The sequence below is a fragment of the Arthrobacter sp. AD-310 genome, from assembly GCF_054656615.1.
This window is the reverse complement of record NZ_BAAHNO010000006.1, coordinates 46198-71663: the sequence shown is the minus strand read 5'-3', so window position 1 is coordinate 71663 and position 25466 is coordinate 46198. Positions and strand designations below refer to the sequence as shown.

The 25466-nt window shown below is 66.5% G+C and carries 32 protein-coding genes; 18 read left to right on the top strand and 14 right to left on the bottom strand.

Annotated features, from left to right (window positions below; genetic code table 11):
• Window positions 1–79: 79 nt before the first annotated feature.
• The 5 genes from ACYQ1Z_RS03375 (at window position 80) to ACYQ1Z_RS03355 (ending at window position 3964) form a co-directional block, all read left to right on the top strand.
• On the top strand, window positions 80–1417 hold the full coding sequence (locus ACYQ1Z_RS03375) for a TRAP transporter large permease subunit (RefSeq protein WP_459791088.1): 1338 nt from the start codon (window positions 80–82) through the stop codon (window positions 1415–1417).
• A 9-nt stretch (window positions 1418–1426) separates the two neighbouring features.
• Window positions 1427–1681, top strand: a complete 255-nt coding sequence (locus ACYQ1Z_RS03370; RefSeq protein ID WP_459791087.1) for a hypothetical protein — start codon at window positions 1427–1429, stop codon at window positions 1679–1681.
• The gene (locus ACYQ1Z_RS03365) at window positions 1678–2655 is read left to right on the top strand and encodes a cyclase family protein (RefSeq protein ID WP_459791086.1); all 978 of its coding nucleotides are present in this window, start codon (window positions 1678–1680) and stop codon (window positions 2653–2655) included. Before ACYQ1Z_RS03370 ends, ACYQ1Z_RS03365 begins: the two co-directional genes overlap by 4 nt.
• A gap of 89 nt (window positions 2656–2744) precedes the next feature.
• The gene (locus tag ACYQ1Z_RS03360; RefSeq protein WP_459791085.1) at window positions 2745–3245 is read left to right on the top strand and encodes a hypothetical protein; all 501 of its coding nucleotides are present in this window, start codon (window positions 2745–2747) and stop codon (window positions 3243–3245) included.
• A 35-nt stretch (window positions 3246–3280) separates the two neighbouring features.
• Complete coding sequence (locus tag ACYQ1Z_RS03355; protein WP_459791084.1) at window positions 3281–3964, top strand: DNA alkylation repair protein; 684 nt, start codon at window positions 3281–3283, stop codon at window positions 3962–3964.
• Between the two features lie 185 nt (window positions 3965–4149).
• On the opposite strand, the gene ACYQ1Z_RS03350 is transcribed toward ACYQ1Z_RS03355, so the two are convergent.
• Window positions 4150–4326 (bottom strand): hypothetical protein, encoded by a 177-nt coding sequence (locus ACYQ1Z_RS03350; protein WP_459791083.1) that lies wholly within the window; start codon window positions 4324–4326, stop codon window positions 4150–4152.
• A 92-nt stretch (window positions 4327–4418) separates the two neighbouring features.
• Window positions 4419–5261, bottom strand: a complete 843-nt coding sequence (locus ACYQ1Z_RS03345) for a response regulator transcription factor (protein WP_459791225.1) — start codon at window positions 5259–5261, stop codon at window positions 4419–4421.
• A gap of 397 nt (window positions 5262–5658) precedes the next feature.
• Between ACYQ1Z_RS03345 and ACYQ1Z_RS03340 the strand changes: the two genes are divergently transcribed.
• Window positions 5659–6750 carry a LamG domain-containing protein gene (locus ACYQ1Z_RS03340; RefSeq protein ID WP_459791082.1) on the top strand — a complete coding sequence of 364 codons (1092 nt, stop codon included), beginning with the start codon at window positions 5659–5661 and terminating at the stop codon, window positions 6748–6750.
• A gap of 148 nt (window positions 6751–6898) precedes the next feature.
• On the opposite strand, the gene ACYQ1Z_RS03335 is transcribed toward ACYQ1Z_RS03340, so the two are convergent.
• The 4 genes from ACYQ1Z_RS03335 to ACYQ1Z_RS03320 form a co-directional block, all read right to left on the bottom strand.
• Window positions 6899–7063 (bottom strand): hypothetical protein, encoded by a 165-nt coding sequence (locus ACYQ1Z_RS03335; protein WP_459791080.1) that lies wholly within the window; start codon window positions 7061–7063, stop codon window positions 6899–6901.
• 3 nt (window positions 7064–7066) lie between these two features.
• Window positions 7067–8116: a glycosyltransferase family 2 protein gene (locus ACYQ1Z_RS03330; RefSeq protein ID WP_459791079.1), complete on the bottom strand. Its 1050-nt coding sequence runs from the start codon at window positions 8114–8116 to the stop codon at window positions 7067–7069.
• Between the two features lie 319 nt (window positions 8117–8435).
• Window positions 8436–8894, bottom strand: coding sequence for a pyridoxamine 5'-phosphate oxidase family protein (locus ACYQ1Z_RS03325; RefSeq protein ID WP_459791078.1), 459 nt, complete (start codon window positions 8892–8894; stop codon window positions 8436–8438).
• 53 nt (window positions 8895–8947) lie between these two features.
• Window positions 8948–9703: a ZIP family metal transporter gene (locus tag ACYQ1Z_RS03320; RefSeq protein WP_459791076.1), complete on the bottom strand. Its 756-nt coding sequence runs from the start codon at window positions 9701–9703 to the stop codon at window positions 8948–8950.
• A 205-nt stretch (window positions 9704–9908) separates the two neighbouring features.
• On the opposite strand from ACYQ1Z_RS03320, the gene ACYQ1Z_RS03315 reads away from it, so the two are divergent.
• Window positions 9909–10385 carry a sensor histidine kinase gene (locus ACYQ1Z_RS03315; RefSeq protein ID WP_459791075.1) on the top strand — a complete coding sequence of 159 codons (477 nt, stop codon included), beginning with the start codon at window positions 9909–9911 and terminating at the stop codon, window positions 10383–10385.
• Window positions 10386–10461: 76 nt separating this feature from the next.
• Here the strand turns inward: ACYQ1Z_RS03315 and ACYQ1Z_RS03310 are convergent, their stop codons facing one another.
• Window positions 10462–11073: an NADPH-dependent FMN reductase gene (locus ACYQ1Z_RS03310; protein ID WP_459791074.1), complete on the bottom strand. Its 612-nt coding sequence runs from the start codon at window positions 11071–11073 to the stop codon at window positions 10462–10464.
• A 241-nt stretch (window positions 11074–11314) separates the two neighbouring features.
• Here ACYQ1Z_RS03310 and ACYQ1Z_RS03305 point away from each other — a divergent pair, with 241 nt between their 5' ends.
• Window positions 11315–11473: a hypothetical protein gene (locus tag ACYQ1Z_RS03305; protein WP_459791073.1), complete on the top strand. Its 159-nt coding sequence runs from the start codon at window positions 11315–11317 to the stop codon at window positions 11471–11473.
• A gap of 182 nt (window positions 11474–11655) precedes the next feature.
• Window positions 11656–12603: an SRPBCC family protein gene (locus ACYQ1Z_RS03300; protein WP_459791071.1), complete on the top strand. Its 948-nt coding sequence runs from the start codon at window positions 11656–11658 to the stop codon at window positions 12601–12603.
• A 115-nt stretch (window positions 12604–12718) separates the two neighbouring features.
• Here ACYQ1Z_RS03300 and ACYQ1Z_RS03295 read toward each other — a convergent pair whose 3' ends face one another.
• Window positions 12719–13201, bottom strand: a complete 483-nt coding sequence (locus ACYQ1Z_RS03295; RefSeq protein WP_459791070.1) for an Lrp/AsnC family transcriptional regulator — start codon at window positions 13199–13201, stop codon at window positions 12719–12721.
• A 91-nt stretch (window positions 13202–13292) separates the two neighbouring features.
• On the opposite strand from ACYQ1Z_RS03295, the gene ACYQ1Z_RS03290 reads away from it, so the two are divergent.
• Together ACYQ1Z_RS03290 and ACYQ1Z_RS03285 are read left to right on the top strand one after the other, a co-directional pair.
• Window positions 13293–14387 (top strand): histidinol-phosphate transaminase, encoded by a 1095-nt coding sequence (locus ACYQ1Z_RS03290; protein WP_459791069.1) that lies wholly within the window; start codon window positions 13293–13295, stop codon window positions 14385–14387.
• 71 nt (window positions 14388–14458) lie between these two features.
• On the top strand, window positions 14459–15085 hold the full coding sequence (locus ACYQ1Z_RS03285) for a YitT family protein (protein WP_459791224.1): 627 nt from the start codon (window positions 14459–14461) through the stop codon (window positions 15083–15085).
• 21 nt (window positions 15086–15106) lie between these two features.
• Here ACYQ1Z_RS03285 and ACYQ1Z_RS03280 read toward each other — a convergent pair whose 3' ends face one another.
• A complete protein-coding gene (locus ACYQ1Z_RS03280) occupies window positions 15107–16042 on the bottom strand; it encodes an NHL repeat-containing protein (protein WP_459791067.1) in 936 nt (311 codons plus the stop codon).
• Window positions 16043–16195: 153 nt separating this feature from the next.
• Here ACYQ1Z_RS03280 and ACYQ1Z_RS03275 point away from each other — a divergent pair, with 153 nt between their 5' ends.
• A complete protein-coding gene (locus ACYQ1Z_RS03275; protein ID WP_459791066.1) occupies window positions 16196–16534 on the top strand; it encodes a hypothetical protein in 339 nt (112 codons plus the stop codon).
• Window positions 16535–16567: 33 nt separating this feature from the next.
• Here ACYQ1Z_RS03275 and ACYQ1Z_RS03270 read toward each other — a convergent pair whose 3' ends face one another.
• Together ACYQ1Z_RS03270 and ACYQ1Z_RS03265 are read right to left on the bottom strand one after the other, a co-directional pair.
• The gene (locus tag ACYQ1Z_RS03270) at window positions 16568–17500 is read right to left on the bottom strand and encodes a threonine/serine dehydratase (RefSeq protein ID WP_459791065.1); all 933 of its coding nucleotides are present in this window, start codon (window positions 17498–17500) and stop codon (window positions 16568–16570) included.
• 1 nt (window position 17501) lies between these two features.
• Complete coding sequence (locus ACYQ1Z_RS03265; RefSeq protein ID WP_459791063.1) at window positions 17502–17774, bottom strand: hypothetical protein; 273 nt, start codon at window positions 17772–17774, stop codon at window positions 17502–17504.
• Between the two features lie 202 nt (window positions 17775–17976).
• On the opposite strand from ACYQ1Z_RS03265, the gene ACYQ1Z_RS03260 reads away from it, so the two are divergent.
• On the top strand, window positions 17977–18576 hold the full coding sequence (locus tag ACYQ1Z_RS03260; protein ID WP_459791062.1) for a dTMP kinase: 600 nt from the start codon (window positions 17977–17979) through the stop codon (window positions 18574–18576).
• A 77-nt stretch (window positions 18577–18653) separates the two neighbouring features.
• Here the strand turns inward: ACYQ1Z_RS03260 and ACYQ1Z_RS03255 are convergent, their stop codons facing one another.
• Complete coding sequence (locus ACYQ1Z_RS03255) at window positions 18654–19511, bottom strand: hypothetical protein (RefSeq protein ID WP_459791060.1); 858 nt, start codon at window positions 19509–19511, stop codon at window positions 18654–18656.
• 185 nt (window positions 19512–19696) lie between these two features.
• Here ACYQ1Z_RS03255 and ACYQ1Z_RS03250 point away from each other — a divergent pair, with 185 nt between their 5' ends.
• Window positions 19697–20449, top strand: a complete 753-nt coding sequence (locus tag ACYQ1Z_RS03250) for a GntR family transcriptional regulator (RefSeq protein WP_459791058.1) — start codon at window positions 19697–19699, stop codon at window positions 20447–20449.
• Between the two features lie 8 nt (window positions 20450–20457).
• On the opposite strand, the gene ACYQ1Z_RS03245 is transcribed toward ACYQ1Z_RS03250, so the two are convergent.
• Both ACYQ1Z_RS03245 and ACYQ1Z_RS03240 read right to left on the bottom strand, forming a co-directional pair.
• Window positions 20458–20916, bottom strand: a complete 459-nt coding sequence (locus tag ACYQ1Z_RS03245) for a PTS sugar transporter subunit IIA (RefSeq protein WP_459791056.1) — start codon at window positions 20914–20916, stop codon at window positions 20458–20460.
• Window positions 20916–21146 carry a glucose PTS transporter subunit EIIB gene (locus tag ACYQ1Z_RS03240; protein WP_459791055.1) on the bottom strand — a complete coding sequence of 77 codons (231 nt, stop codon included), beginning with the start codon at window positions 21144–21146 and terminating at the stop codon, window positions 20916–20918. The genes ACYQ1Z_RS03245 and ACYQ1Z_RS03240 overlap by 1 nt, the downstream gene beginning before the upstream one ends.
• Window positions 21147–21377: 231 nt before the next feature.
• Here ACYQ1Z_RS03240 and ACYQ1Z_RS03235 point away from each other — a divergent pair, with 231 nt between their 5' ends.
• The 4 genes from ACYQ1Z_RS03235 to ACYQ1Z_RS03220 are packed head-to-tail and all read left to right on the top strand — an operon-like array spanning window position 21378 to window position 25425.
• On the top strand, window positions 21378–22628 hold the full coding sequence (locus tag ACYQ1Z_RS03235; protein ID WP_459791054.1) for a PTS transporter subunit EIIC: 1251 nt from the start codon (window positions 21378–21380) through the stop codon (window positions 22626–22628).
• 54 nt (window positions 22629–22682) lie between these two features.
• The gene (nagB, locus tag ACYQ1Z_RS03230) at window positions 22683–23462 is read left to right on the top strand and encodes a glucosamine-6-phosphate deaminase (RefSeq protein WP_459791052.1); all 780 of its coding nucleotides are present in this window, start codon (window positions 22683–22685) and stop codon (window positions 23460–23462) included.
• Window positions 23447–24223 (top strand): copper homeostasis protein CutC, encoded by a 777-nt coding sequence (locus ACYQ1Z_RS03225; protein WP_459791050.1) that lies wholly within the window; start codon window positions 23447–23449, stop codon window positions 24221–24223. Before nagB ends, ACYQ1Z_RS03225 begins: the two co-directional genes overlap by 16 nt.
• Window positions 24220–25425 (top strand): N-acetylglucosamine-6-phosphate deacetylase, encoded by a 1206-nt coding sequence (locus ACYQ1Z_RS03220; RefSeq protein ID WP_459791049.1) that lies wholly within the window; start codon window positions 24220–24222, stop codon window positions 25423–25425. Before ACYQ1Z_RS03225 ends, ACYQ1Z_RS03220 begins: the two co-directional genes overlap by 4 nt.
• The last annotated feature ends 41 nt before the right edge of the window (window positions 25426–25466 follow it).

The window sequence follows — 25466 nt, the reverse complement described above, 5'->3', positions numbered from 1 at the left end:
CCCCTGCGTCAGGCACAATCAGGACAGGATCAACGATGAACCCGTCACCAGCACAACACACCCTTTCAGGAGCGGCAGCATGACCGGCATCTGGGCACTCGGCGCCTACCTCGCCGTCATCCTGCTATGGACCACAGTGGCCAAACGAAGCGTCGGCGAAGCCATGATCCTCGGCTTCCTCACGGTGCTCCCCTTCACCGGTGCCGCCGCTGCCGGAACCGGCTGGGAAGCGCTCTACGATGCGGTTACCGATGAAATCGTCTACGCCACCATGGCCTTCGTTTTCATGGGCTACCTCCTGGACCGGACCGGTGTGCTGGACCGGCTCATCGACCTGCTCAACTCCCTGATCGGCGGCGTCAAGGGTGGCCCCGCATGGGTCTCCACCGTGGCGTCCGCCGGTCTGGGCGGGGTGGTCCACAACCAGGCGGCCATCGCTGCCACCGTGGGCTCCGTGACCATCCCCTGGATGGAAAAATCCAAGCTGGACAAGCCAGCGGCGGCCACCCTGGTGGCCGGAAACGCTGGCATGGGCATCACCTTCCCGTTCAGCGCCTCCATGTTCGTCCTGGTCGGCTCCGCGACCGTGGGCCCGCTGCTCAACGTCAACGACCTCGTCCTTCCGCTGCTCTTCGGCGGGCTGTGGTGCTTCCTGCACCGGCTGATCGTCACCTGGCTGCTGATCCGCAAGAGCGGCATGGCTCCGCTGGACGCCGCACACCGGCTTACCGTCCAGTCGGCCTTCGGCCGGGGCTGGGCGACCCTGCTGCTGTTCGTCGTCGTCGCCATCCCCCTGGTTATCACAACCGGCGCCATCGCCGAGGCCCTCTCGGACTGGACCGGCGCCGACATCACCAAGGCCGTCAGCGTCATCGTCTGGATCCCGGTGGTCCTCATCATCACCGGGGCCCTGCTCGGCTGGAAGCTGCTCCCCCGCGGCGGCCGGGCCTGGTGGTTGCTGCTGCAGGACTCCGCACCCCGGTTCGGCGTCGTTGGCGTGACCGTGGTCTTCGCCTTCGCCGGAGCCAACGCCTTGGCCGCCACCGGCCTCCCCCAGCAGATGACCACGCTGCTGAACCAGATGAACCTGCCCCTGTGGCTGCTCGCGATCCTGATCGGGCTGATCGTCATCGCCGTCGCGGCGCCGTTGTCCGCGACGGCGACGATGGCCGCCGTCGGAACTGTCGGCGTCGCAACCCTCGTCGCTGCCGGTGTGCCGGCAACCACCGCCGCCGTCGCCGTCCTGGTCTTTTCCTCCTGCGAAGCCGCCGTCCCGCCCGGCGGGGCGCCCCTTTACGTCGCGTGCGGCATTGCGGACGTGAATCCCATCAAAACCTTTGCGCGCCTGCTCACCCATTACGCGCTGCCGCTGCTGGGCATCGGCGTGCTGATCATCCTCGGCGTCCTGCCAATCTAAGGAGCCACCATGTACTCGATCCGGCGGGCTGTCGAAGCCCTCTTCGTTATCACCCTCGCAGCGTCCCTGCTTGGAGGAATCGTGTTCGTTGCAGGCCAGGCCCTCGCGTTGGTTGCGGGTCAGGGCGCCTGGCTCGGATTCTTCAACAACACCGTCAAAACCCCGATGTGCATCGCAGCGTCCATCTGCGCGGTAGCCGGCTTCCTCCTCAGCTACCGGAAGCACCAGAACCAGGACCAGCCCCAGGAAGCCTCCACCCGATGACGACGCTCAGCTACCCTTCATTCGCGGAACTGCTCCAGCGGGACGGCGCACTGGCGGGCACCTCCTGGGGGCTGTTTCCGGAGCCGGAGCGGGGAACGCCGTCGTTCATCACGGAAGACTCAGTCCTCCAGGCACGGAACTGCATCCGGACCGGGACGGTGTTCGGGCTCGACTACCCGGCGGACGCCTTCGACCCCGGCATGTCGTTGAAGCGCGGCGCACCCAAGCACACCATCTACTCCTCGCACCCGGCCCACCGCGACGACTACCTGGACGGCTACTACCTCCAGGGATCCACGCAGATCGACGGGCTCCGGCACCGCAGGGCGGACGACGTGGGCTTCTACAACGGAACCCCCGATGGCCTGGTGACGGAAGGCACCCGCGAGCTCGGCATCCAGGATTGGGCCGAGCAGCCCATTGTGGGCCGGGGCGTCCTGGTTGACCTGGCCGGCCACCGGGCCACCGGGGGTGACCCTATTGACCACGAGGCCGGCGAACCGCTGGGTCTTGACCTGATCCGGGCCGCGCTCGAAGCCCAGTCCGTGCAGCTCCGCCGGGGCGACATCCTCATGCTCCACACCGGCTGGTGCGAGTGGTTCCTTGCCCTGCCGCCCGAGGACAAGCAAAAGATGCGGGACAGCAGGCGGGCCACCGGCGTCGCCCAGTCGGAGGAATTCACCGCCTGGGCCTGGGACCACCAGTTCGCCGTAGTGGCGGCGGACAACTTCGCGTTCGAATGCCTGCCCCCGGTGGCCGCCAGCCCCTACCGTTCCTCCGCGCCGAATGACCACGGCATGATGCACCAGCAGCTCCTCGCCAAGCTCGGCCTCCCCCTGGGCGAGCTGTGGAAACTCGGCCCGCTCGCGCGGCACCTGAGAGCCGCCGGGGTCTGGGACGCGTTCCTCAGCATCAAGCCCCTGAACATCACCGGAGCCACCGGCTCGCCCGCCAACGCCACGGCAATCACCTGAACCAGGAGCCCCGGTTCCCGCTGGAAGCATTGGCTCCTAAGCTCGTAGGACGGGACTCAAACGCGCGGAAACCAGGAAGGGGCCAGGTCATGGCGGACGAGGCAGCTCACGAGACGGTCGCAAGGGTGCATACGGAGCACGAGGAGACCTTCAGGGCACACCACGAACGCCTCGCCGCCCAGTCCTGGTACGACGTCGACCCCCGCCTGGCGCTGCTGCTGGCCCCGCTCTCAGCCGATCCGGACGCCACCATCGAGCTCACCGTCGTCGCGGACGGCACCGTCATCTCCGGCTCGGCGGTGTCCGAGGCAGCCTGGGCCCGGCGGCAGCACGACCAGATCCGGCCCGGCAGCCCTGCCCTTGCGGACGCCCTCGATGCCCTGCAGGAGGAAACGGACGAACAGCGGCGGGAGCACTCGGCGCACACCGGCGCCAACCCGCCCCGCAAAGCCCATGACCGGTACGTCCATTTCCTTGGCCCGCTGCTGCTCTCCGGCGGGGAGCACGTGCACCTGCAGGCCACCCGGGTGGACCTGCGGAAGGTCTCCGCGTGGAGTATCGGTCGGCTGGCCGCGGACCAGGAACTGTAGCCCCTGGCGAAGAGCTTTACTGACAGGAGACTGACATGGCGGAGACGGCCCTGCCCGGAACACAGCTGGATGCACTACTGGCCGAACTCGCGGCGCTCGACGACCCCCGCGCCCGTGAGGTGAATGAGAAAAACGGTGACGACTACGGGGTGAACCTCGGCCAGCTGCGGGCGATCGCCAAACGGCTGAAGACGCAGCAGGAGCTGGCGCTGCAGCTGTGGGCAACCGGTGACACGGCGGCGAAGCTGCTGGCGCTCCTGGTCTGCCGTCCCAAGGCGCTCGGGCGGGACCTGTTGGATGCGATGCTGCGGGAGGCCCGGGCCCCGAAGGTGCAGGACTGGCTGGTGAACTACGTGGTGAAGAAGAGTCCGCACGCTGAGGACCTGCGCGTGGCCTGGATCGCCGATCCCGACCCGGTGGTTGCCGGCGCAGGCTGGGCCTTGACGAGCGACAGAGTGGTCAAACAGCCGGACGGCCTGGACCTGCCGGGGCTGCTGGACATCATCGAGGCGGAGATGAAGGACGCTCCTGGCCGGCTGCAGTGGGCGATGAACACCTGCCTTGCCCAGATCGGCATCACCCACCCCGCCTACCGGGCACGTGCACTGGAGATCGGCGAGCGCCTCGAGGTGCTCAAGGACTACCCGACCCCGCCGGGCTGCACGTCCCCATTTGCGCCGTCGTGGATTAACGAAATGGTGAGCCGGCAGGGCGGCTAAGGAGCCGAAGGTTATCAGGAGTAGTGAGGTGAAGCCCCCGCGCGAGTCTCGCTCCAGCACGGGGGCTTCTGTGTTTCCAACTTGGGGGAACTGGAAACAGTAGAAATCTACCGGCCGGTAGGTATGGCAGATTTCAAAAACCGCTTACTTTCGGGAATCTTGAGCGAACCTTGAGGGGTAAGCGGCTAGCTTCCGGATTCGTCTGTAGCGTCCGGATCCTCTTCGGGTTCGAAAGTGTTGGGTTCGCCGTCGGCCGCGATGCCGATGCCGTCCCCGCCTTGGGGGATCCCGCCGTCGCCTCTTGTTGCGGCGACCTCCTGCGGCTCGTCCTCAGGCAGTGAATCGGGTGAATTGATGGTCATGGCTCCTCCTTCATTGGCCGGGCCTCCACGCTAACAGCCCCTGCACTGAAAGGCGCCGGACTCCGGGCCGTTATTTTTGCCCGCGCTTCGGGCTACTGGGTCATCCGGTAGCCCACGCCGCGCACAGTCTCCACCCAGCGAGGGTTCCGGGAACTGTCCCCCAACCGCTTGCGCAGGTTGCCAAGGTGCACCTCCACCGCACGCTCTTCGCCGCTGCTGACGTATGAGTTGGTGCTGTACGGCTCGTTGCGGAGCCGGCGGACCAGGTCTGCTTTCGTCTGGACAGCCCTGCCGTTCTCCATCAGGACCAGAAGGATGTCGAATTGCGTTCGCGTCAGATCGACTGGCACACCGTTGATGGCAGCCTGCCGGGAGCTCTCGTGCAGGGTGAGGCCCTTATGGGCGAAGTCGCAGCAGCCCGGCGCCGCCCACTGCCCGGCCTGGTCCTCGCCGTCCGCGGTGTGGCACGAACCCGGCCCGCCGGCGTCGTCCGTTGTCGGTTGCTGTTCCTGAAGCACGCTCTTGCCCGCAGGTGACAGTGCGACTGCGGGCAGAGAACCGAGCGTCCGGGGCCTGCGGAGCATCGCGCCGACCCGTGCCCGCAACTCGCGGGGCCGGAACGGCTTGGTGAGGTAATCATCAGCACCGGCCTCAAAACCCATCAGGGCATCGGCCTCGTCAACGCGGCCGGTCACAATGATCAGGTAGGCATCGCTGAACATCCTGATCCGCCGGGCGGCTTCAATCCCGTCGAAATCCGGAAGCCCGACGTCCATGGTCACGATGTCCGGATTATGGATCCGGACCGCCTCCACGCCTTCAAAGCCGGACGAGGTTGAGTGCACAGCGAAGCCGGACTGCTGCAGCACCTCCGCCAGGGCAGCCCGTACATCGTCATCGTCCTCGACCACCACGGCAACGCCGCGCTCAACCATCGCTTCCCCCACTCTGAAACTTCTTACCGCCTGCCGCCCGGGCTGCCGCCCGCCGCGCAACAAAAGGCGCACGGTCCCTGGCCGCCGGAAAGAAACCGGTGCCGGCAACTCAAGCTTTTACACGGTGTGTTCGGAGACGAAAGCCAATCGGATGGTCTGCGATATTGCGCATCAACGCGTCAAGAGGAGATTACCCGGGAATTAAGCCCAATAGCCACTCTTTGGTTTTGCTTGCGTTTTTGTTGAGCTTGATTGATTTTTGCACTTTTACTGAGGAATACGGCCGGGAAAATCCCGACTCCGGCTATTGCCTTTTCTGCGGCGCCTGCCTGATGATCAACCTGTGCTCAACGGGAGCGCAAATTGCTCGCTGGGAGCAACCGATAAGGGGCGTTGCATGACGTGTTTTCGCTTTTCTGACCTCCATTCCCTCCGCTGGGGGAAGCCGCTGGCCATGGTCGCGGCACTCACCCTTGCCGTACTCGCCAGCGTGGCCCCCGCCCAAGCCGCGGACACCACCCCGCTCAACCCGGACCCCGGACCGGCCGGCAACTTCAGCTGGAAGGGCTTTAACTGGGAGAAGCGCTTTTGGGGCGGTGCCCCGCAGTACAACAGGCTGTTCGCGGCCGCCAACGTCGGCGACCCGGATGCCAACGGCCACGTCACCATGTCCCTCACGAACCCCACGGGCGAAGCTCCGGTGGGGGCCGAATTCCAGTCCACCCGCCAGGGTTTTGGCTACGGAACCTACAGCACCACGGTGGAAAAGGACCTCACCACCCTGCAGAAGGAAGTGGTCTGGGGCTGCCTCTTCACGTACGACCCGTTGGCGGAGCCCGGCTACAACGAGATCGATCTTTGCGAAGCGTCAGCATGGGGCGGCGGTGCGGCCTACGGCGAATCCTGGCCCGTCACCCAGGGGCACGGCTACTGGTTCGATGCCACCAAACCTCCGGGCGAGGGCAACAACACCACCGTCTTTAACGTGACTAACAGCCCGATCAACACCCACCGCATGGTGTGGGAACCCGGACGGATCACCTTCGAGACCTTTGCGGGCGAGGGCTACGGCGGAACACTCCTGAAACGGACGGTCCTCGAAGGCGCCACCGTTCCCGTTCCGGCCAAGGAGCAGGTCCACTTCAACCTCTGGGTTACCGGCGGAGGCGGCGGCGACCCGGCCCACGTCAGACCGGAGAACGTGGTGATCCGCGACTTCTCCTTCGTGCCGGCTGCTACCCCGGCACCGGCGGAACCGGTGCCGGCCATCCAACTCGCTGCTTCCACCAGCAAGGCCAAGTCCATCAGCTCCACCACATTAAAGTGGTCCGGCGCCACGGGAAGCACAGTGACGTTGTGGATCAGCGGTACCCGGAAGGTCATCTCCAACACCGGGAGCTACGTCAACACTGTCAAAGGCAGCAGCACCACCAATTACAAGATCTGCGACTCAGCCGGCTGTTCCAACCTGGTCAGCGTGGTGACATGAGGTTCCCTCAACTGCCCGGGGCACGCATCCCGGCTTTGTCCGCAAGACCGAACCTTGAAGGTAGGGTTCCGCGGACAAGGCCAGGACCAGCGCAGGTTGAGCGCCGGACCAGCGCAGGGCCAGCGCCCGGGCGCCCGGGGCCGGATGATTAGGACTTGGCGCCGCGGACCGGAACGATCCGCTTAATGGCCAGGCCCAGGGCGAGGAGGGCAAAGGCGGCAAGCGCCACCCAAAACAGGTCGCCCGCGCCCGTCATGGCGAGGGTTCCGGAACCGGCTCCGGCTGCGGCGGGAACTGCTGGGTTGTTGTACATGGGTTACCAGGCTTTCTTCTTGTTGAAAACTGCATCTGTATACGCCTTCGCATGGACCACCTGCAGGAACAGGTCGATCACCAGCTCGTACATGGTGGCTGCGGCGAGCATGTACCGCCATCCCCGCAGCCGGACCGTCACTACACGCTCGATCACGAAGACACCGGTCACGGCAAGCCAGAACGGCTGGATGTGCAGTCCTTCCCCCGTGGCCAGTGCAAACGCCACCGTGCTGACATAGGCGAGGGTCACGGCTACGCCGATTACCGACAGGAACTGCCGTCCCCAGTAGGGCCTGGTGACCCGGGTCCACCCGTACTGCACGCAGTTCTCCACGGCACCCCGCTTCCACCGCAACCGCTGCGCCCACAGCTCACGCCAGGTGGGCATTACCTCGGTGACGAGGGTGCAGTCCGCCGGTGATTTGATCCGGTACTTCAAGGTGAGCAGTGCAAACGACAGTTCGTTGTCCTCGGTGAGGACGGAAGTGTCGTACACCCCGCCCCTGCCGTTGCCTGGCGGCAGCGTGCCGTCCAGCCGGGCCGCTACCACATCCCGGAGCGTCCGCGCGCGGAACAGCGCAGCGGTCCCGGTGACCACCAGGCACCTGCCGTGCAGCCGCCGCACATCCCGGGCGTACCGGGCGTATTCGTTGCGCTGCAGGTGCCCCACGAACCCACCGCCCCGGCCGCCCCGGAAAACACCGCCGACGGCACCCAGCCGGGTATCCGCCGCCAGGTGGCCCACGGCGCGCTCGATGAAATCGCGTGACAGTTGGGAGTCTGCGTCCTGCACCAGGAACATGTCCTCGGGTTCCGCCTGCGGCAGCAGTTCCGCCAGGACGAAATTCAGGGCACCCGCCTTTTTGTCCGTATTGCCTGCTGTGTGGACCACCTCTGCTCCATTAGCGGCCGCGATATGGTCCGTGCTATCGGTGCAGTTGTCCGCAACAACAATTACCCGGTCCGGGATGACCGTTTGTCCCCGGAGCGACACCAAGGTTTCGCCTATTCCCGCTTCTTCATTATGGGCTGGAATTATGACTGTAATCACTTTTACGCCGCTATTGGAAGGCTGCAAGATCGGCCTATTACTAGCAAATGCGATGCGTGGCACATTTCGTCCCCAATTTCCCAAAAACCAAAGATGAGCGGTTTTGAGTCTTCCAACAGGAACGCAAAGAATCGGCACAGAAGCGGCAAATAAGATGCAGCCTTCGGTCAAGTTCGACGCACAAACACAAGGCGCCCTATTGAGCTTTGAGCGCAGGCCGCGGGCCATTCAGGAACAGTCACACCTGTCGGCGCAAAAGCACCAACACGTTCAACGCCTTAATGCAGGCTCCACAGGCCCGGAAGGGCCAGAGCCGGCGTCAGGCCCAGTCAGAGGAGAAATCCAGCGGCGGCCACCAGCGCAGGCGGGAATGGACCGCGAACCGGCGCCCGCTGACCTCGGTGGGGCGGAGCCGGATCAGGTGTTCCTTGGGCCCGGGCATCCAGGGTTCGCGGTCCGGGTCGGCCAGTTCAATGGGGGCTTCGCCCTGGGGGACGGGTTCGGGGATCCCCTTGGCCACCACGCTCCACACCTCGGTGCTGTAGGTACTGAGCCCGTCCGTCTCGAAGGCCACGGCGGCACCGGACAGCAGGGACCGGAGTTTGGTGCCGGGCGCGGTCCGGAACAGCAGGCTCCGGTCCACGGGGACAAAATTCACGGGGAAGATCTCGGGCACGGCCCCGTTGATAACAGCCAGCCGGCCGATGTAGGCGGATTCCAGGTATCTCCAGCATTCATCCTCGGTGAGGACGTCGACTTGTGGCTGTGGGGTTCCCATGGCCGCGAGTCTAGGCGGGGCAGCAGGCGCCAACAAGGGCCTTTGTTCCCGGCTTACCCGCCGACGTGATGGATGGTAAAGGCCGCCAGGAACCCCACGGACGCGGTGAGTCCGGTCAGGTTGTGGTGCTCCTCGAAGGCTTCGGGAATCATGGTGTCGGCCAGCATAGCCAGGATCCCGCCGGCGGCGATTGCGGTGATGAAGGCAACCAGGCTGCCGGGCGCGCTCTCCAGCGCCACATACCCGAGCAGCGAGGCGGCACCGCAGAGCACGGCGATCCCGCCCCACAGGCCAAAGACGTAGCCCGCGCTACGGCCGGCCTTCTTCATCCCGGCCGTCCCGGACAGGCCCTCGGGAACGTTGGAGATGAACACCGCCGCCATCATGGCCGGACTCACCGCCCCGCCGGCCAGCATCCCAACGCCCAGAACCACCGATTCCGGCACGCCGTCCAGCAACGCACCGACGGCGATGGCCGTGCCGCTGCCCGGGTCCTCCTTTTCGGACGGCTGCTGGTTGCCTGACCGTTTGCGGTGTTTGGCTCCGGCCCTGGCCAACAGCATGTTCGCCCCCACGTACACCACGGCACCGGCCAGGAAGCCGCCGACGGTGGGCCACAGTCCGCCGCCTTCAACGGCCTCGTTGACGAGTTCGAAGGCGAGCGCCGAGATCAGGACGCCGGCGCCAAAGGACATGATCGAGGACACCAGTTTGGACGGCAGGGACCACCGCCAGGACAGCGCCGCCCCCAGCACCAGCGCAGCGCCCGCAACCGTGCCCCACAACAGTGCCTGCAGCCATAAGGGCATCTTTTTCCCGCTTTCCGGCCTCCCCAGCGGAAGCCTGTCCCGGTACGCGTACCCTTCATCGCCCCCGCTAAAGCAGCGGGACCCGGCACCGCTGGGCCCCCGCGCGCAGAATTGATGTGATCTTGACGTAAACCTTGCCGTCCCCTGAAGTTGCGGGTCCACGCTGAAGGCATCGGACCAACCAGCTTGTGGGGAGCAGGAAGTCATGAAAAACGAGACAGCTTATGACGACGACGTCATCACCGTGGGAGGCGTGCTGACGGACCAGCATCCGCTCGACTTCCACACCTTGGGGCTGGCCGGCTGCATCGACCGGCTTACCGGGCCCCTCCGCCAGCGGGGAACCGCGGTCCGTTGGGATACTCCGCACTGGGGTATCGAAATTCCGGCGGACTGCGCGTCCCTCCTGTACCAATCGGCGCGGGAGGCCCTCAGCAACGCCTACAAATATTCCGGCGCGTCCCGGCTCACCGTCCAGCTCGCCGCCGTGGACCACGGCATCCGGCTGGTAGTGGCCGACGACGGCACGGGCTTTGACAGCCGGCGCGCCACCTGCGGGCGGCACCACGGCTATGGGCTCCGGCTCATGGCGGTCGCCGTCCGGGAGGCGGGCGGTTGCGTGGACATCGATTCCAGCCCCGGCCACGGAACCAGCGTGACCGTCACCCTGCCGCTGGACTGAGACCGCTCCTTCAAGACTCGGAGGCCCGCCGTGCTGGGACGGCGGGCCTCCGTACATGCCCTGCTGGCCGGCGGCGTCAGCGGGTCAGCTTGGCGTCGTCCACTTCGAGGTCGCCAATGTGGCCCGGGGCGTTGGCTGCCAGGACGCGGGCCACGAAGGCCGAGTATTCGTCCATGTAGTGCCGGAGGAACTTCGCGGTTCCCTCGTTCTTGACCTCGCCATCCTCACCGAACACCGCGGCGTCGTAGTGGATGTAGGCCTCCGGCGCGTTCAGCTGCGGGGCATCCAGGAAGCTCAGGACACTGCGGAACGAGGACTGCATCACCGCGGTGCCGATGCTGCCCACCGAAGCGCCGATGATGCCCGTGGGTTTACGGGCGAACGAGTTGGACCCCCACGGCCGGGAACCCCAGTCGATGGCGTTCTTGAGCGCACCCGGGATTGAGCGGTTGTACTCCGGCGACACAAACAGGATGCCGTCCGACCCCTCGATGGCCTCCTTGAGGGCGCGGGCCGCGGGCGGGAAGTCGGCGTCGTAGTCGTAGCTGTACAGCGGGAGGTCCTTGATGGGAATTTCCGTGAATTCCAGGTCATCCGGCGCGAGTTTGATCAACGCCTTGGAGAGGACCCGGTTGATCGAGCCTGTTGCCAGGCTCCCCACGAAGTACCCGATCTTGAACGGTGCCATGAGTGTTCCTTCCAAAGGCCGGTCAGCGCCGGCCGTCCATGTTCTTCCGGAAAAGGTGCCGCCGCTCCCGTGCGGGGCCGGCGGCAGTGGTGCTCACTGCACCACCCAGTCCAGCACAGAACCCCGCCCGCGGCCAGAGTTTCAGGACCCCGGCAGGAAGCCTTGACAGGGCAGAGCCGGGAGCGCTGAATGATCAGTACCGCCGTCCCCGAAGCGCGGACCACCAGAGGAGCAAGCAGCGATGACCGACAATCCATTGCGCAACGAGCGGGTCCACCCCGAGTCTCCCGCCGAGGGCGATCCCGACGCCGACCCCACCGACGACATCAGGGCCCATTCGCAGGACCCGGCGGAGGGGGCTGACGTGCCGGACGAGCCGTCGCCCACGCAGGCGTCCTGATCCGTTTGGCATCCGGGCTTCCCCGGCCGGCCACCATTGCCGTCATCCAAAATTTCGCGCTTATCGGCGACCACCTCCGCTGACCCGCTCTGGAAACGTGCGCGCCCAAAAGGTATGTTGGTAAGCATGCTGATGATTTTTACAAATTCATCAGTTCCGGTCACAACAGCGAAGGAGACGTTATGAGCACGAAGGTGGAAAAACGCATTCTGGTGAACGTACCGGTGAGCACGGCCTACAACCAGTGGACCCAGTTCGAGGAATTCCCGCACTTCATGGGCGGCGTCAAGAGCGTCACGCAGCTGACTGACGACCGGCTGGAATGGGTGGCCGAGATCGGCGGCGTCCGCCGGCAGTGGGAAGCGAAGATTTTGGAACAGGTCCCGGACCGCCGCGTTGCCTGGGCAGCCACCGAAGGCGCCACGAACGCAGGCGCTGTGGACTTCGAGGACGTCGGCGGCGGCCAGACCTCCATCCGCCTGACGCTTGAGTACGAGCCCGAAGGCCTGGTTGAGAAGGTCGGCGACAAGCTCAACGTCGTGGACCGGCAGGCCGAAGCCGACCTCCAGCGGTTCAAGGAATTCATCGAGGATGAAGGCTATGCCAGCGGCGCCTGGCGCGGCACGGTCAACCCCGGCGCCACCATGGGCACGCCCGGCGTTGAGGACGCAGGCGCCTCGCGCGGCGACTCCGGCAAGGCTGGAATTTCCGGAAAGGTCGCGGCAGGACTCGGCGTGGCAGCAGCTGCCGGCGCAGCAGCAGCCATGGCGGCAGGCGGCAAGAAGGACGAGACCGTCGCTGCTGCCGATGAGACTGTTACACCCGCCGCCACAGCCGAACCCGCCACCGTTACTCCGCTGACAACGGACACTACGGCAACCGACACCACCATGGGTACGGCGGCAACGGCCGGCACGACGGCGGCAGCCGGCTCCACCGGTTCGGTCGCCGACCTGGGTGATGACAGGATCGGACACGCCTTCGACCAGACGAACGGCCTGGTGGACACCACCGGCGAGTCGGACGAAACGCTGGAAGGCGAGAACCTGAGCGCGGGCGAGCGCCGCGAGGATGACCGCCGTCCCGACGGCGGCCTGCCGCCCGTCGGCGGGAACCTCGGCCAGCACTAGGCCGGGCTCAGCACGAAAAAGCGCCGTCCGCCTCTCCCCCCAGGCGGAAGGAGCTTTTTCGTGCCCTGCATGGTTATCCACCTCCCGGCGCCATGTCCGGCGGGAGGGCGTCGGGCTACTTTGAGCGGGCCACGGCTTCAAGCAGCGGCAGGGTCCGGGCAGGCATAACCTCCACCAGGGACATCGCCGTGCTGGTGCGTACGACGCCGGCAATCGCCAGCATCGCATTGGTCACCCGGTGCAGGTCGGCCGGATCCTTCGCGGCAACCTTGGCGAGCAAATCGGCGTCGCCGGTGGTGGCGTGCATTTCGATGATTTCCGGGACGGTCCGCAACGCCGCGGTTGCCTCCTCGCTGACGGACTGGCTGATGGAGATGGAGATGAAGGCGACCAGCGGCAGACCGAGCGCCTCGGTCCGGACCCTCTGGCTGAAGGGGGCCAGGCTGCCGTCGTTGACCAGGCGCCGCAGCCTTGCGTGGATGGTGTTCCGTGCCACGCCGAGCGTCCGGGACAGGGACAGGACGGTGGCCTGCGGGTCCTGGTCGAGTGTGAGGAGGATCTCAGCGTCGAGGGCGTCGATACGGTGCATACTGAGCATTTTGCCACTGCGAATCCACATTATGCCCGGATCTGTCCTGCCGGATTCTGCTGTGTTGCGCATACGCGCAGGACTGTCCCACGATGCTTTTATGACCAGCACCCTTCCTGAAGCCTCCGCACCTGCGCTTCGTGCCGCCGTCGCGGACCTCCCCGCATATGTGGCGGGCAGGAGCGCCGAGTCGGAACTGACCGCCGCCCTGGCCTCTAACGAGAGCCACTTCGCTCCCCTGCCGTCCGTTGTGGACGTGGTTGCCGCGGAGGCCGGCCGGATCCACCGGTATCCGAACATGGCTGTGGTGGATGCCCGCGAAGCGATCGCGCGCCACCATGGCGTGTCCGCCGACGAGATCGCGGCAGGTCCGGGAAGCTCCGGGGTGCTGCAGCAGATCATCTCGGCCGTCTGCGACCACGGTGACGAGGTGGTGTTCGCCTGGCGCTCCTTCGAGGCGTATCCCATCCTTGTGAATGTCGCCGGGGCAACGCCCGTCCGCGTCCCGCTGCTGGACAACGAACAGCACGACCTCCCGGCAATGGCGGCCGCCGTCGGCGGGCGCACCCGGATGGTGATCCTCTGCTCCCCCAACAACCCCACGGGCGTGTCCATCGAACCGGACGAGCTGGACGAGTTCCTTCGCGCCGTCCCGCCGCAGGTGCTGGTGGTCCTGGATGAGGCCTACATCGAATACCACCGCGGCCCGGGCGTGGACTCGCTGGAGTTCTACCGGCGTTACCCCAACCTGTGCATCCTCCGGACTTTTTCCAAGGCGTACGGCCTGGCCGGCCTGCGGATCGGCTACGCCATCGCCCGGCCCGCCATTGCGGACGGCCTGCGCCGTACCGCGATTCCATTCGGGGTGAACCGGATGGCCCAGGCAGCGGCAATCGCGTCACTGACAGCCGAAGACGAAATCCGGGCCCGCACCAGTGCGGTGGCGGCGGAACGCACCCGGGTCATCGCCGCGCTTCGCGATTCCGGCTGGAACGTGCCGGACAGCCAGGCGAACTTCTACTGGCTGCGCGCCTCCGACGAACTGCGCGGGCAGCTGCTGGATGCCTTGTCCGCGGCCGACATCCTGGCCCGCGGCTATGTGAACGACGGCGTCCGGATCAGCCTGGCTGACAAAAAAACAAACGACCGCGTGCTGGCGGTCCTGTCGGACCGCGGGCGGTTTGCAGCCCAGTGAGTATCTCCACCCTTCCCACCCCGGCCACGGCTGGCACAGGCACAGGTACCGGCACAGGCACAGGGCAAGGATTGACGACGGCGGCACCCGCCGCGCCGCCGTCGGCCGTCCGCCATTCCCTGCTTGAGGATGTCCTGGGGATCCTCACCGGCACCTTCGCCGCGTCCCTCGGCCTGTACCTGCTCAAGTCCAGCGAGGCCGTGACCGGCGGGACAGCAGGCCTGGCGCTGCTGCTGAGTTACACCCTGCCGCTGCCGTTCGGCGTGATCTTCTTCGGTGTGAACCTGCCCTTCTTCGGCCTGGCCGTGTGGAAAAAGGGGTGGAACTTCGCCCTGCGGACCGGTCTTGCCATTGCGTTGGTGTCCGCCATGGCCAGCCTGCACCCCTGGGCGCTGGGCCCGCTGGACATCGACCCCGTCTACGGTGTGCTGGGCGGAAACCTGTTGGCCGGCGTCGGGCTGCTCATTCTGTTCCGGCACAAGTCGAGCCTGGGCGGCTTCAGCATCCTCGCGCTGCTGTTGCAGGAGAAGCTGAAATGGCGTGCCGGGTACGTGCAGATGGTGCTGGACGTGGCTATTGTGCTGGCCGCACTGGTCCTCGTTTCGCCCTGGATGGTGCTCCTGTCCGCTGTGGGCGCCACCTTGCTGAACCTGATCCTCGCGCTGAACCACCGCCCCGGCCGGTACCTCGGAAAGTAGCGGCACCCAAGCGGTCAAAGGTCAGTCGTGCCCGGAGGTCCGGGCCGGGACCAGGACCACTTCATGCAGGTCCGCTGCCGGTTCGTCGAACTTGGCGTTCACGGCTGCCAGCGTGTTCCCGAACAGCGCCGCCGTCGTTGGAACCTGGAAGTTGTCGTTCACGATGACTTCTTCCAGCGTTCCTGAGGAGAGGTCGTTGGAGAGATGGAAACGGCTGATCTGGTTGGCGAAATTCTGCACGGCCCACAGGGTCTTGCCGCGGACCAGGATGCCGTCGGCGTTGGGCACGCTCACGCCTTCAATCAGGGCGCTGGCGCCGGTTTCGGGATCGACTGTGTAGAGCGAGGCGTTCCCGGAGTGCGCAACAATCAGGACCCGTCCGTTCTTTGCCGCCGCGATGCCGTTGAGGTTGAAAGCATCCTCAGCGTCCGCAGCAGGACCGGTCAAAGTCAGGGTCTCCACCCACCCCTTCGTGCCGTCCCGGCTCACAGTCAGCTTGTAGAGTTCTGCAGCCGCAGAGTTGGTGAACCAGGCCCCGTCCGGGGTAAGGGTGACGTCGTTAATGAAGCCTGGCCCAAGGGCAAAAGCACCCGCAGGCTCCCCGGTCCTGGTGTCGTAGACGAAGGCTTTACCCGTTGTCCCGCCGGCCACGAACAGCAGGCCACTGCCGGCGTCAAATTTCATTCCCGCCGCCAGCCGTCCCTTGGGCGCGTCGATAAACAGAGTCGCTGTCCCGTCGCGGATGTCGCCCTTATAAATGTCCCCGGTTTCGAGCTCCCCGGCGTAGAAAGTAGTCCCGCGGCCTGCCGCGATGCCTTCGGCGGAGGTGGCGCCGTCGAGCGTTATGACGCCTGCTCTGGACCACTCCCCTGCGGAGGCCGGAAGCGCGGTGGGAAGAATCAGGGCCATCAAAGCGATGAGCCCGGTAACTGCACGGCGTTGTACTGTTCGGCGCATTTTGCTTCCTCGATTGGGCTGGTGCGCGGGGCCGATCTGCGGCAGCTCCGCACGATGGTACGGCCAGTTTAGGTACCGGCGGGAAGACGCGCCAAGGCATCTGCGCCCCCATTCTGCTTACAATCGGAAGGTCAATCACCTACTGAGGGATCCATGAAGAAATTCGCCACAGTCCTGTTCGCCGCCGGCCTCGTTGCATCGGCAACGGCCTGCTCCGCCTCCCACCAGCTGACCACCGCTGAAACCTGCGAGCGGATCCAGGCAGTGGTTTCGAGCCCTGCCAACAACGCCGGCAAGACGGGCATGAACCGCCTGGCCAACCAGATCCGGCCCATCCACGCCGTCGCCTCGGATGACCTGAAGCCCGCGCTGGCGTCCATCCTCGAGTACACGGACGAGCAGGCCAAGGAAACCCCGGACGAGGCCAAGCTCGCCGATCTCCAGGCCGGCTACGAAAAAGCCGGCAGCACCTACAGCCAGTTCTGCAGCTAGGAAAAGCCGTCAGCCGGGACCCGGCCGCCTGTGTTACAGGCCGGCCGGGTCCGTGTTGGCGCCGCAAAGGATCACGGCAACCCGCTCGTCCGGGCCCGGGACGTAGGCGCCGCTGGTGAGGGCGGCATAGGCGGCCGCGGCACCGTGCTCCACCACCATCCGGTAGTCGTTCCAGAGCGCCGAGCGGGCGGCAACAATGTCGGCGTCCGCCACCAGGACGCTTGCGACGCCGGTGCGGAGCGCGACCGAGAAGCCGATGTCGCCGATGCGGCGGGCCCCCAGCGAGTCCGCGGCCACCCCGGAGACCGGCACGTCCACGGGTTTTCCCGCCACGAGGGCGTTGTGGAGTGTGGGGGCGTTCTCAGGTTCCACAGCCACAACGTTGGCGTGTCCCTCGACGGCTGCGGCGATTCCCGCCATGAGCCCGCCGCCGCCCACCGCCACCAGGACGGTGTCCACTCCAGGCACCTGCGCCAGCAGTTCCGTGCCCACCGTTCCTGCGCCGGCGGCAATCTCAGGCTGGTCGTAGGCATGGCAGTACACGGCGCCGGTCTCCTGCGCATGGGCCACCGCAGCCTGGTACGCGACGGCGTATTCGGCGCCGCCCTGCACCACGTCCGCGCCAATGGCTTTCAACTTCCGGACTTTGACCTCCGGGGCTGCGGCGGGAACGAACACCGTGGCGGGTACGCCAAGCTGCGCCGCGGCGTAGGCATTGGCCAGCCCGGCATTGCCGCCGGAGGCGACCACCACGCCCACATCAGGGTTCAGTTCGCCGCGTTCCTTGCTGGCCAGGATCCGGTTCAGCGCACCCCGGGCCTTGAATGTCCCGGTATGTTGCATGAACTCGCATTTGAACCAGATTTCACCGGGAAAGGCGCCCCGGTCAGCCGCGACAACGGGGGTGAGCCGGGTGAGCCCGGCGGTACGGCGTGCTGCCTGGTCTACATCGTCGCGGGTGATCACCTCAGAGTTCGTCGTCCCAGGTTCCGGGCTCCTCGAGTGCTTCCTCCGGTTTGTCCTGCTGGCCAGGCTCGCCGCTTCCGACATACGAGGCAGGCACGGTTCCGCCGGCATGGGCCTGCTGTTCCTCGCGGATGTTGGCGGCGTTGGGAAGCTCCGGGTGCTGCCCGCTTTGCGGTGCCTCTTTGGCCGCGGTCCCGTTGTCCTTGGCTTCGTCCGGGTCACCCGGGCCGCGAAGGTCCGCAGCGTTCAGTGGCTCGTCATTCGATGTGGTCATGGTCCTGCCTTTCACCGTGTGGAGCTGGCTCTTGCGGCACCAGGCCTGGAACCGGCGCCGGTTCCAGCCTACGGTCTGCACGCAAGGGTGCAGCGGCCGGCGGGCCCGAACCTGTGAAAAGGTGCCATTTTCCTGTGAATCGCCGCCCGGCCGGAGTTTCCGGGAATGGCAGGGCGTTTAACCCCTTGGCGGAAGGAGCCACGTGATCATTGTCCTGACCGGTATCGACGGTTCCGGAAAGTCGACGGCGGCCCGCGCCCTCATTTCCATGGTGCAGGCGCGGGGCGGCAACGCGCTGCTCCTGAACAACCACGCCGGCCGGCGCAGCATGTCCGTCCTGGCCGCCCGGCTGGGTATCCGGATTCCGGACCGCCTCGCTGACGCGGTCGAAACCACCTTCCGGGTGTGGAACGTCCTCATCTCGCATCTGCGGGCCGGCCGCTTCGACGGACTGGTGGTGATGGACCGGCATCTGTACTGCCAGCTCGCGCTCCGCACCACCAGGGGCTTGCCTCGCGGACGCTTCCTCCCATGGCTGCTGGCGGTTCTTCCCGCCCCGGATGTTGTGGTGCACCTTGACGTGGATCCCGGTGTGGCCCATCGGCGCATTGCTGCCCGCGGAACGGATGAAGAGAGCTTCGAGGACCTCGCGGCGTTCTGCGAGGCCTACCGGCAACTGCCGGAGTACTCAGGCTTTGTGAAGGTGGATGCGTCCGCTCCGACGCCGGAACTTGCCGTACGGCTGGACCGGCTGGTTCTGGAGCAGGAGGAGGGCCGGGTGTTTCCCCCGGCCAGCGCCTGACACTTCCCGCATCTGTACTGCAGCTACACACGAAGGTGGGCAGGACCAGCCGGTCCTGCCCACCTAGGCTGCGTCGGTTACCGCGAGGCTGTCGGCGAAGCCGTCGACGTGGCGCTGTCGTCCGTTGCGTCGGGCGAAGCAGTATCGTCCGGCGAGGCTGTACTCGTGGACGTTGCCCTGGATGTGGACGTGGAAGTGGAGGTCGGGCTGGAAGTGGCGCTGCCGCCGCCGTCGGCCTGCTCCAGTACCTCGTTGATCAGGTCCTCAAGCTCCTTCTGGTCCGTGTCCCCAAGCTCGGCGCCGCTCTTGGTGGCCACCACCAGCAGGCGTCCCTCGGCGGCGGACACCTGCATCAGCTTCTGCTGGTTTTCCCCGCTTCGGGTGCTGAGCGTGGCGAATGTTTCCTCTGCGTCGGTGTCGGCCTGGAGTTCCTCGCTGGTGACCTCATACTCCTGCCCCAGGGCCGAAACCTTGAAGGTGTCGCACTGGCCCATCTTGCCCTTGATCTCCGTCAGGACCTGCTCCGCATCCTCCCCTTCGCCACTGGACTGGGCGGACAGCGTGCGCGGCTGGTTGCCCTCCGAGATGGCGACGGCCACCTCGCCGTTCTCCACCGTGTCCAGCAGGCCGGCGGTGGCGATGTCCTTGCAGTCCTCCGGGTCCACGCTGGCGGTGCTCAGCAGCAGGTTGGCGATGTTCCCGCCCTGGTCCACCTGCTCCTTTGAGTACAGCTTGAGTTCGTTGCCGTCGGCGTCGCTCTTGCCGGAGATCAGCTCACGCAACTCATCTTCCGTGTACACCTTGTCGGTTTCGGTGGCGGTAGGCGACGCCGTTCCCGTGGGCGAAGGGGTCGCGGCACCGCCGCCACCCCCAGTGCAGCCGGCCAGTGCCAGCATCGCCGCGGCCATCATTCCAAGCGCAGGTACTTTTCGCATCAGGTAAACCCTTTCGAAATAGAAAGCATGCTTAGTGTTTACTAGCGTAGAGGGTTCCGGCTGATGACGGAAATAGCGGCGGCATAACTTTTCGGCAATACGGCTGCGGGCAGGCCGGCCTCCGCCTGTGCAATAATCCGTCAGTAGTGGTCCTATCCGGACCGCTCCAGGAGCAGGAGGGCCGAATGACCGCCAAACAGGGGAGCACCGCCGAGGCGGCGGTCGCGGCCATCAACAATTCGCAAGTCCCCAAGCATGAGCAACTCCGGCTCATCATCCTCAAGCTCGCCAAGGAAGAGCTCGAGCCGGGCGCGCGGCTTCCCAGCGAGCGGTCGCTGATGGATGCGTATGGCGTGAGCCGGATCACGGTTCGCGCCGCGATCGGCCGCCTGGTCAACGAGGGGCACCTCGTCCGGGTTCCGGCGAAGGGGACCTTCGTGGCGGATTCGCCAGTGCAGTCCACCCTCCACCTGGCGTCATTCACGCAGGAAATGGAAGCCATGGGGCACGTTCCCAGCACCGTGGTGCTGGTTGCGGAAAAGGTTACGGCCCCCGAGGACACGGCGGAGGCGCTAAGCCTTGCCGCCGGCTCGGAGGCCATCCATTTAAAGCGGCTCCGGCTGGCGGACGGGCGGCCTGTCAGCGTTGATGACGCCTGGTACAACCCGGCGCACGCGGGGGGCCTGCTCGACATCGACCTGACAGGCTCCGTCTACAAGGCACTGGCAGCACAGTTCGGCCACCAGATCGACCGGGCACGGCAAAGCGTCCGGTCCGAGGGCGCCCCCGCCGATGTGGGGGCGCTCCTCGGAACCGGGACGGGGGCACCCGTGCTGGCATTCGACCGGGTGTCCTACTCCGGGCACCTGGCAATCGAGCACTCGCGCTCCTGGTACCGCTCAGACCGGTACTCCCTCAACATGGAAGTCCGGTTGTAGGCCGCCCTTCAGTCGAGCGAGAACAGTCCGTCGCCGGCGGCCACCATGCCGGCGGCCTCCACGGATGCCGTGTCCGGCTTGGAATCGAGTACCACGACGGGACTCACCATCGAGTAGCCGGCGGCAAGGGCTGCGGTGGGGTCCACATGCATGATGGGCTCGCCGGCGTCCACGGTGTCGCCCTGGGCGACGAGCAGCTTGAAGCCCTCGCCCTTGAGCTTGACGGTGTCGATTCCGACGTGGGTCAGCACGCCGCGCCCGGAGCGCCCGACCACGACAAAGGCGTGCGGCAGGAGCTTGACCACTTTCCCCGAAACGGGCGAGACGACGTCGAACGCCTCGCCCGCGGGAGGCTCAACAGCCGCGCCCGAACCAACCATTTGGCCGGCGAAGACCGGGTCCGGGACATCGGAAAGCGGGACGACAGCGCCGGCGAGCGGGGCCAGGACCGTCAGGGGCTCCGCCATTAGAGGAGGTCCTCGATGTCTTCGGCAAGTGAGTCAGCCTCCGGCCCCACGATCACCTGCACGGCGGTACCGGCAGCGAGCACACCATGAGCTCCGGCGGCCTTCAGTGAGGCTTCGTTCACGAGTGATCCGTCCCTAACCTCAGTGCGGAGGCGGGTGATGCAGGCTTCCACCTCAACGATGTTGGCGGCCCCGCCCAGGCCTTCGATGATCTTTTCTGCTTTGGACATGGCTGCCCTTTCTGACTCTGCCCGGAGGCACTCCTTACAAACACCGGCGCCGGCGGCCCGGATGTGGCCAATTGCGCTTCTTCATCCCCTGGCGGTCCGGCCCGTCGGCTTTCCAGCCGGCCTTGACAGCTTCCCGTGGGATGAATCACACTGAACTGGTCATAACCAGACAGTACCGGCTGGAACCTTATCTCCACAAGCCCCCCACCCGCTCTCCGCAAAGGTGCAACCATGTCAACATCCGAGACCGCAGCCCTGGCTCCAGAGAAGAAGCCGAACAGGGCCTTTGCCACCCTCCAGCGGCTTGGCCGCTGCCTGATGCTTCCCATCGCCGTCCTTCCCGCGGCGGGCCTGCTGCTGCGTATCGGCCAGCCGGACCTGCTGGGTGCCATCCCCGGCTTCGAAGGCGGCGCCGCCGTCATTTCCGCCGCCGGCAACGCCGTCTTTACGTGGCTTCCACTGATCTTCGCCGTCGGTATTGCCATCGGCTGGGCCAAGAAGGCCGACGGTTCCACCGCTCTGGCAGCAGTGGTGGGCTACATGGTGATCGACGGCGTCTTCAAAGCCATGTCGCCACTGGTGCTGGCGGGACAGGTCGATCCTGCCGGCAAGCAGGCACTGATCAACTACGGCGTGCTGGCCGGCATCGTGGTGGGCCTGCTGTCCGCCGCGCTGTGGCAGCGGTTTTACCGCACCAAGCTTCCGGACTTCCTGGGCTTCTTCAGCGGCCGCCGCCTGGTGCCCATCCTGACGTCCGTCACCAGCCTGGTTGCCGGCGTGGTCCTCGCCCTGGTCTACCCGCTCTTCAACGCAGGCCTCTCCGCCGCAGGCCAGGCAGTGGCAGGAAACCCTGAACTTGGTGGCGGCATCTACGGCTTCGCCAACCGCATGCTCCTGCCTGCGGGCCTGCACCACATCCTCAACTCCGGACTGTGGTTCCTCATCGGCGACTACACGGACGCCTCCGGCCAGCTGGTTCGCGGCGACCTCAACCGCTTCTTTGCCGGCGACCCCACCGCGGGCATTTTCATGACCGGGTTCTTCCCCATCATGATGTTCGGCCTTCCCGCCGCCGCCCTCGCGATCTGGCGCCACGCGAAGCCGTCCCAGAAGAAGGTCGTTGGTGGCATCATGCTCTCCACCGCGCTCACCGCGTTCTTCACCGGCATCACCGAACCTCTGGAGTACGCCTTCATGTTCGTCGCCTTCCCGCTGTACATCGTCCACGCGGCCCTGACCGGCACCTCCATGGCCCTGGTCAACGCCCTGGACATCCATCACGGCTTCACCTTCTCGGCCGGGCTGATCGACTTCGTCCTCAACTTCGGAAAGTCGCAGAACGGCTGGCTGCTGATTCCCATCGGGCTCGGCTACGCGGTGGTCTACTACTTCCTCTTCTCCTTCGTCATCAAGCGCTGGAACCTGCGCACCCCCGGCCGTGAAGACGACGAGGTCACGGTGGAGACCGAGCCCGCCAAGTAGGCGCCGCCGTCGTTCCTTCCGTTAGCCGCCCACCCAAACCGAAAGCAACCCTTTATGGAAATCATCATCCTTCCCACCCCTGCCGATGTGTCACGCGTTGCCGCTGACGCCATCGAGGAGCAGGTCCGCCGCGGCCCGTCCGTCCTGGGACTGGCCACAGGGTCCACTCCCCTGGGCACGTACCGGGAGCTGATCAACCGGCACCGGAGCGGGGGGCTGAGCTTCGCCGACGCGCAGGCCTTCCTGCTCGACGAGTACGTGGGCCTGCCCGCCGCGCACCCGCAGTCCTACCACTCGGTCATCCGCAGGGAATTCACAGATGCAGTGGACTTCGCCGACGGCGCCGTGGCCGGCCTGGACGGGATGGCGGAGGACCCGGAAGCCGAGGCCGCGGAATACGAGGCGCGGATCGCTGCCGCGGGCGGTGTGGACATCCAGCTCCTGGGCATCGGCACGGACGGGCACGTCGGTTTCAACGAACCCATGTCCTCACTGTCGTCCCGGACGCGGATCAAGACGCTCACGCAACAAACCAGGCTGGACAACGCCCGCTTCTTCGATTCCCCCGGTGACGTTCCGGACCACGTTTTGACGCAGGGCCTGGGCACCATCAGGGAAGCCCGCCATCTGCTGCTGCTCGCCATGGGCGAGGCCAAGGCAGAGGCGGTCGCAGCCGCCGTCGAAGGGCCCGTCGCTGCGGTCTGCCCCGCCTCGGCGCTCCAGTTCCACCCGCACGTTTCCGTCCTGCTGGATGAGGCAGCCGCTTCCCGCCTGGCCCACCGCGAGTACTACACGGACACCTTTGGGCGGAAGCCGGCGTGGCAGGGGCTGTGACGGTGGCCCCGCGGGCCACCGGTGCTCCCGTGCTCGAGCTGGCCGTTGAAAATGCCGACGGCGTGCGGCTGGCCGCCGCCGTGGGCGCGGCACGCGTGGAACTGTGCGCCGCGCTGGCGGAGACGGAAGGCATCACGCCGAGCATCGGCATGATTGGGCAGGCCTGCCAAGCCGGAGTCCCCGTTCATGTGCTGGTCCGCCCGCGGCCCGGCAGCTTCACCTGTTCGGCGGACGAGCTGGACGTGATGGAACGCGACGTCGTCGCGGCCCTGGGTGCCGGCGCCGCGGGCGTGGTGGTGGGCGTGCTCGCGGCCGACGGCGGACCTGACGTTGCTGCCCTGCGCCGGCTTTCCGCCGTGGCCAGGACGCACAAACCTTCCGCCGAGGTAACTTTCCACCGGGCCTTCGATGCCGCGCTTTCGTCCGGTGCTGACCCTGCCGGGTCACTGTCCCGGCTGGAGCAGGCGGGTGTCGACCGGGTGCTGACCAGCGGCGGCAGCGCTGACTGCACCGCTGGCCTGGCCTTGCTGGGACGGCTGGTGGAGCTGGGACGCAGGCACGCCCCCTCGGTACAGATCATGGCCGGCGGCGGGGTGACCCTGGAACTGGTACCGTCGCTTCTCGAAAGCGGGGTGCATGCGGTGCATACGTCGGCGAGGCCGCGGCAGGGTCACCCGGGAACCCGCCGGGCTGCCGGTCCCGACCCGGCACTGGCCGCCCACATCGCGGCCGCACTTCAGACGGAAGGCCTGCAACCATGAGCGGCGGGCTGGCCCTTCGCGGCCGGGTGGTTACCGGGAGCATGGACGTCGCCGACGGCGTTGTGGCGGTCGACGGCGGCCTGGTCACCTACGCCGGGCCGGCGTCGGGCTTCCAGGGCGGGGCGGGGCCTGCGAATCCCGGCCGCATCCTGCTCCCCGGCCTCGTGGACCTGCACTGCCACGGCGCCTTGGGCACCGACTTTTCCGAGGGGTCCGTCGACGGCTCACGCGCAGCAGCCCAATACCTCCACAGCCGCGGAACCACCACACTGCTGGCCAGCCTGGTTACCGCAACCCCCGCGCACCTGGTCCGGAATCTTTCAGCGCTGCGCCCGTTGGCCGGGGAGGGCGTGATAGCCGGTTCCCACCTTGAGGGGCCTTTCCTCGCGGGCGGGCAGTGCGGTGCGCACAACCCGGCGCTGCTGCTGGACCCCGACGCCGGGCTCATGGGCGAACTGCTCGATGCGGCCGGCTCATCACTGGTTTCCATGACGCTGGCGGCCGAACTGCCCGGTGCCGCCGGGATCGTGGATCTGCTGGCGGCTGCCGGGGTTATTCCGTCCCTGGGGCACACGGCCGCGGATGCGTCCACAGCAGCATCCTTCCTGGAACGCGCCGCTGCCGGGCTTGGCCGCGCATCGAACCCGGCCGGACGGCGCCGGCCGACGGTCACCCACCTGTTCAACGCCATGCCCAGCCTGCACCACCGCTCGCCCGGGCCTGTCTCGGCCAGCCTAAGTGCTTCCCGGGCAGGGAACGCGGTGGTGGAACTCATCGCCGACGGCGTCCATCTGGCAGCCGAGACCATCAAGCTGGTGTTCGACCTGGTGGGGGCCGGGAACATCGCACTGGTAACCGATTCGATGGCGGCCACGGGCCTGCGGGACGGACAGTACAAGCTCGGGTCGCTGGCCGTCACTGTCGACCAGGGGGTGGCCCGGGTGGACAGCACCGGTGCCATCGCCGGCGGCACGGCAACGTTGCTGGACGTCGTCCGGACTACGGTGGCGGCCGGGGTTCCGCTTCAGGACGCCGTCGCCGCCGCAAGCTCCGTGCCCGCATCGGTCCTGGGACTGTCGTCGCAGGCAGGCGACCTTCGGGACGGAATGCCGGCAGACGTCGTCGTCATCGACTCTGGACTGAGCCTCGAAGGAGTGCTGCGCCGGGGTGAATGGGTGACCGCGCTGGAACCGTCCCCCTAGCCCAACCCGCCCGTCCGTGTCCCTGCCGGTATCCCGCGTGC